This window comes from Olleya aquimaris (assembly GCF_003259525.1).
Lineage (GTDB): Bacteria > Bacteroidota > Bacteroidia > Flavobacteriales > Flavobacteriaceae > Olleya > Olleya aquimaris.
Window position 1 is genome coordinate 327,576 of record NZ_QLLO01000003.1, and the last position, 6,490, is coordinate 334,065.

3 protein-coding genes are annotated in these 6,490 nt (G+C 31.0%); all 3 read right to left on the reverse strand.

Going from position 1 to position 6,490, the window contains the following annotated elements; genetic code table 11:
• Nucleotide 1: 1 nt before the first annotated feature.
• A complete protein-coding gene (locus LY08_RS06385; RefSeq protein WP_111659614.1) occupies nucleotides 2-3,046 on the reverse strand; it encodes a SusC/RagA family TonB-linked outer membrane protein in 3,045 nt (1,014 codons plus the stop codon).
• A gap of 218 nt (nucleotides 3,047-3,264) precedes the next feature.
• On the reverse strand, nucleotides 3,265-6,033 hold the full coding sequence (locus LY08_RS06390) for a helix-turn-helix and ligand-binding sensor domain-containing protein (RefSeq protein ID WP_111659615.1): 2,769 nt from the start codon (nucleotides 6,031-6,033) through the stop codon (nucleotides 3,265-3,267).
• Between the two features lie 314 nt (nucleotides 6,034-6,347).
• The coding region (locus LY08_RS13630) for a DUF6266 family protein (protein ID WP_262510024.1) at nucleotides 6,348-6,490 on the reverse strand (143 nt) is incomplete at its 5' end.

The window sequence follows — 6,490 nt, forward strand, 5'->3', positions numbered from 1 at the left end:
ATTAAAAGTTAAGATTAAGTCCTAAAATATATGTTCTTGGTATAGGGTAGAAACCTGCATCTATACCTCCTCCAATTGGTGCACCATTAGAAGCACCTGGATCATAACCTTTATATTTTGTAAATGTGTATAAGTTATTAACTGCTGTGTAAATTCTTAATTTAGAAATACCCATTTTATCAGTAAACTGATCTGGCAAACTATATCCTAATTGTAGATTCTGAATTCTAACAAAAGAAGCATCTTCTACAAAATACTCAGAGAATACATTATTACTTGTAGCTCCAGTAGTTACTCTTGGTACTGTTGTGCTAGTCCCTTCTCCTGTCCATCTATCTAAAACATAATTCAATTTGTTAGCATCAGATAATGTACGCTCGTAATTACGCACCATATCATTACCAAGCGAAGCAAAAGTATATACTACAAAATCGAAATTTTTATAGTCCAAACTTAAGTTAAGTCCCATTGTTACATCTGGAATAGGATCTCCAATATTAGTTCTATCATCAAAATTAATCACTCCATCTCCATTAATATCTACATATCTAATATCTCCAGGAGCTGCAGTAGCACCTAAAGCTGATTGCGAAGGATGTGCATTAACTTCTGCTTGATTTTGGAAAATTCCATCTGTTTGTAATCCATAAAAATAGCCAATAGGTTGTCCTACCTCCATTCTAGATGGTGCAGGTTGTCCAACTCCAAAGCCGCCACCTTCTAAAAATCCAGTACTGTTATTAACTTCTAAAACTTTGTTTTCTAATGAAGTTACGTTGTAATTAATGCTAAATTTTAAATTATCAGATAACTGATCTTTATAGTTTATGGCGAATTCTAATCCTTTGTTTTCTACCTTTCCAGCATTTACTGTTGGCGAACCACTACCTGGAGCAGATGTACCTGTAATACCAGAAGTAGATATATTAGAAATTAATAAGTTGTCTCTTGTATTGACAAAATAATCTGCTGTGATATCTACTTTATCATTTAGCAATCTTAAATCTAAACCAACATCAAACTTTTTAGCTTCCTCCCATTGTAAATCTGGATTAGCTAATACACCCAATGCTTGCCCATTTACTAAAGCACCATCAAACACATAAGTTGCTTCTCCGCTTAATAAACTAGAAAATCCATTACTAGGTATTTGGTCGTTTCCTAAAATACCATAACTAGCTCTTAACTTTAAGAAGCTTAATGTATTAGAATTTTCTAAAAAAGATTCGTCTGACACAACCCAACCAGCAGTAACCGACGGGAAATACGCAACACGATTGTTAGGACCAAATTTTGTAGATAAGTCACGTCTTAACATTGCAGAGAATAAATATTTTCCTTTGTAGTCATATTGTAAACGAGAGAAAAAAGACAATCGTCTTTCGTCATAAGCATACGACCCAACATCTCTTGATTCGCTGATTCCTTCTGCTAAAGCGATATCTGCAAATTCCCAAGAATTATTAGGAACATCATAACCAGTTGCAAATAATCCATTACCAAATTCTTTAAAAACAGTTGTACCAACTGTAAAATCTATCTTGTGCGCATCAGCAAATGTGTTATTGTAAGTTCCGAAAATATCTAATGAATAATTGTTATCATTAATTGCATTTTGCGACACACTGCTTCTTGGTACATCAAATACTTTTCCACCGTAATCTACTTGCTTTGCAAAACTTTTACCTTCGCTATTACTAGTGTTAAATCCAATTCTACTGGTTAATTTTACATTTTTAAGAACATCATATTCTAATGCTACTGTACCATTTAATTTTCTTAAATCATAATCGTTAAACGTATTGTCAATTTGTGCTAATGGGTTTATAATTTCAATACCTAATCCTGGTGTACTTGGTACTAAAGTAAAATTACCATTGCCATCAAACGCAGATAATGTAGCAGGAGTATTAATTGCATTAAATAATACAGATCCTAAACCACTATCGTTAATAGCATCTCTATCTAAGTACGTATATATTACATTTGCTTTTACATTAATTTTATCGCTAATATCTGCACCTAAAGATAATCTTGCAGTATTACGTCTAAAATCTGTCTTTTTTGGTGCAATAATACCTTGTTGGTATAAATGCGATCCACTGATTGCATAAGTTATTTTTTCTGATCCACCAGATACACTAAAATCATGATTTATAATTGGCACATTGTTGTTGAAAACTTCTCCTTGCCAGTCTGTACCTTCTCCCAATCCTGACACATTTGGATAAGGTAAGTTTTGCCCTCCTGCTGCATACGCTTCATTTAATAATAAAGCATACTCTGTGGCATTAAGCAAAGGTAACTCTCTTGTTGTTTCTTGAAATCCTGTATAGGTATTAAAAGAGACTTTAGGCGCTTGGTTTTTTCTACCACTTTTAGTGGTAATTAAAACAACACCATTGGCACCTACTGTTCCATAAATTGCTGCTTGAGCATCTTTTAATACAGTAATCGTGTCTATATCATTAGGATTTAAAATATCCAAACTACCTTGATAACCATCTATAATTACTAATGGTCCATTTGCTCCATTAGTAGAAATACCTCTAATACGGATATCTAGTCCAGCACCAGGTGCTCCACCTTGAGTAGTAACATTTACCCCAGAAACCGTACCTTGAAGAGCTTGTTCTACTTTAATAGGTTTGATTTCGTCTAAAGTTTGAGAACTAACAACAGAAACAGCTCCTGTAATTTCTTTCTTTTTCTGAGATCCATATCCAATTACCACTACTTCTTCTAAAGCTTCGACATCTTCTGATAAAGCTACATTAATTGGATTACCGTTTGCTACAACAACTTCTTTTGTGGTATACCCTATATAAGAGAATACTAGAGTTGCATTTTGAGGTACATTATTGATGGAGTAGTTTCCATCAAAATCTGTGGTAACTCCATTAGATGTGTTTTTAACTATAATGTTAACAGTTGGAATAGGCAAACCATCTTGTTCACTAGTTACATTTCCTGTTATAGTATACTCTTGCGCTGTAGCAGAGAGAGTAAAAATTAATAACAAAAAAGAGAAAAGAGTTTTTTTCATGTTTAGCTGTTTTTATGCTTTTATCAAATTTATTAAGTAATTCTATCAATTTGCTAAAAACAACCGCTACAAATAACATACATCGCAAAAAAAAGAACAAAAGATTGTCAATACCTAAGTTTAATTGGCATTAACCACTAGTTTATTGAGTGTCTATAATTTGAAGATTTATGAAATGTTGTGGTGATGTATAGGTTAATTTAACAAATGTATTGTTTTTAAATACTTAGGATATAATCTGTTAAATTTACATCATGAGCTAATTCCATCTTTTTACGCAATCGATATCGTTTTACCTCTACACTTCTTGGAGATATATTTAGTAAAGGAGCAATTTCTTTTGAGGATAAATTAAGTCTTAGATAGGCACATAATCTTAAATCGTTGGATGTTAGCGATGGATGCTTGGATTTGACCTTCTTTAAAAAGTCTTTGTCTGCGTTATTAAAGGCTTCTTCAAACAAATTCCAATCGTCTTTGTTATTAATATTCTTATCTATAATTTTAATAACCGATTTTAAATTTGAGTCTTTAACCTTATCATTTAATTCGCTTTTAATCGTATTTAAAAACTCATTCTTTTTAATTAAACTCATTGTAGAGATAGCTAACTCTCTATTTTTACTTTCAATTTCTTGTCTTAACTTTTCATTATTTAAAGTCATTAGTTGTTGTTTAGACTCTAAATCTTTAAGTTCTAATTCACGATTGGATTTTTGAACTAATTTTTCCTTTTGTTTTCTGTAATAAATCTTATAGAAATAGTTTATAAGTATAAAGGCGATACATCCGGACAAAAGGTAGATTGCAACCATTACATTAGATAAGTACCATGGTTTTGCAATTTCAAAATTATAAATAGCTTCATTATCAACAAGCTCTCCACCTACTCTAGCCCTGACCTTAAAGGTGTAATTACCATACGGTAAGTTTTTGTAAAGCACACTGGCTTCCGTGCTCCAAGTGCTCCAATCATTATATAATCCTTCTAATTTATGAGAGTATTCAGCTTCTAAATACTTATCAAATTGAGCAACACTATAGTTAAATTCTAAATTATTTTCTTTATTAAGAAAAGTATTTGAGTCATTAAGATCCACCAAAGACTTAGTAGTATGCAATGGAGATTTATTAATAGAATTAATGTAAACAGTGTATGATTTAGGATTAATTTTAGAAATATCTAAAGTTATATAACCTTTAGAAGTACCAAATAAATATACATTTGGTTTTATGTTAAAAATACTTTCGTAACCTGATAGTCCCTCTCTTAAAGAATTTGGCAACGCAATAAAGGAAATATTAGGCGTTTTACTAAGTTTACCTGGACTGATGAAGTTAATCCCCTTTTGGGTCACTATCCATAAGGTGTTGGTGTTTTTATTAGTTATAAGTTTTCCTGAAGAATACCCTTGATTTTCAAACAATTGACTTAAAACCGAATCTTTTACAAAAACATCCTCTTGTTTTTGCTTTTTAAAAACACCTTGCTCTGTAGCATAGTAAATAGCATCATTATATTCTGTTAAAGAAGAAAAAAGACCTTTTTCTAAATCATTAAGTTTAGATACGTTTAAAGCTTGTTTAAAATCTGAATCTGTCTTTATTTTAAAAACTCCCTTATACTCGTGATTGACTAAAATCTCATTAATATCAGAGAAAACAAAAAACCTAGATGAGTTATCAAAACCTTCAATTTTATTTCTAAATTGCCAAGTACCATTATTATTTTCTAAAATATTTAATCCATTATAATTGCCTTGTAACAATAAATTAGGATGGTTTTTAATGGGTAGCAAATCCCAAGTCCCATCCACATCTGCTATTTGAATTGCTAAATCGTTTTTTATTAAAAAAGTACCAGAATTATGACCACAAAACAATTGATTTTTTAAGATTTTTAATTTCCAGACTTGTCCTTTAATATTTTTAACTGCCTTAAACGTTGTTTCGTCTTGATGCTTATAAAACAAGCCCTGATTTGTTCCTAAATACAAAATGTCCTTAAAAATAACAGAACTATATACGGTTCCTAACACACCATTATCATCATTAAATATTCTAAATGGCGAGTTAATATTAATACAGTTAATACCATTATCTAGAGCTAACCAGAGGTTATTATCTATATCTTCAAAAACAGAAAGTACAGTATTATTTCCTAAACCATCTGCTTGACTAATTTGTTGAATAATTTCACCAGTAGCAGAAATTTGAAGCATCCCATTAGATATAGTTCCTAACAGTAAGCTCTCATCGTCCAACTGACGACTACTATACACAGAATAATTAATTAGTCTAGAGTTTAATTTTTCTGACCACTCTTGTATTTTGTTATTATTATCTAAACTAAATATTCCATGGTCTTGTGTTATAATTACCAATTTATAATTTAGAAGGTAAACTCCAGCAATAATTTTGTTTTGTAGAGTGGATGCGTCTATGATGGTCTTAGATTCACCGTTTTCTAATTGTAATAAGCCTTTTGAAATGTCTTGATAATAAATTGTTTTATCTACTTTAAACATTTTTATTATACCAACGTCGGAATCTATAATTTTAAATGTATCTGTTTTTAAATTATAGATATAAATTCTATTTAAAGATTGAAACAACAACCAATCGTCTAAATTGGTGATATTCCAAAATTGCTCATCTTCTAATAGTCTGTCTTTGATTTTTTCTGAAAGTGAGGTGTATTGTAAATCTCCTATGTTAGATTTGGACCAATAACCAAACTCCATATAACTACCTGTATAAATCTTATTATCTACAACTTTTACAGATCTAATAATCGTTTGATTTGGAGAAGGATATAACATCCAATCGGCACCATTAAACTCTAAAAGCCCTTTAGAGTTAGCAACATAAATGTATTTATTGTTACTCTGTGAAATTGCCCAATTTTGATTCTCTGCGTTATATTGTTTAGGAGAATAGTATTGTATTGGTGGTAAGTCTTGCCCTAACACACCTTGCAAACTCATAAACAAGCCTATAAAAAATAAGGGTTTACTGAGTTTTAACCAAAAATCAAGTTTACAATTAAGCATGTAGCAATATACAACTTTGTATGGTTAATTTAAATAAAGTTTAAAAACTATACAGTAGCTATACTACTTCCCGATGCAATATATAACTAACCCTGTATTCATTGGTAATACTGCATATGGGCAACAAATAGCATACAAAAAACATATAAAAAGAGAAGATTAGCAACAACTATTAATAAATAGAGCAACAAATATAGCATAAAAAAAACCGCTCGATTAGAGCGGTTTCCAAACAAAAACACCAAGCATTAATTAGCTGTTCCAGAGCCTAAATAAATACTGTTTGATACTTGACTACCATCAGCAGTAATAAACGCCATAAATAGCTCTACTGTATCTCCTGCATAAGTTGTTGGGATTGGAACAATTTGAGAACCAACAGTTCTGTCGG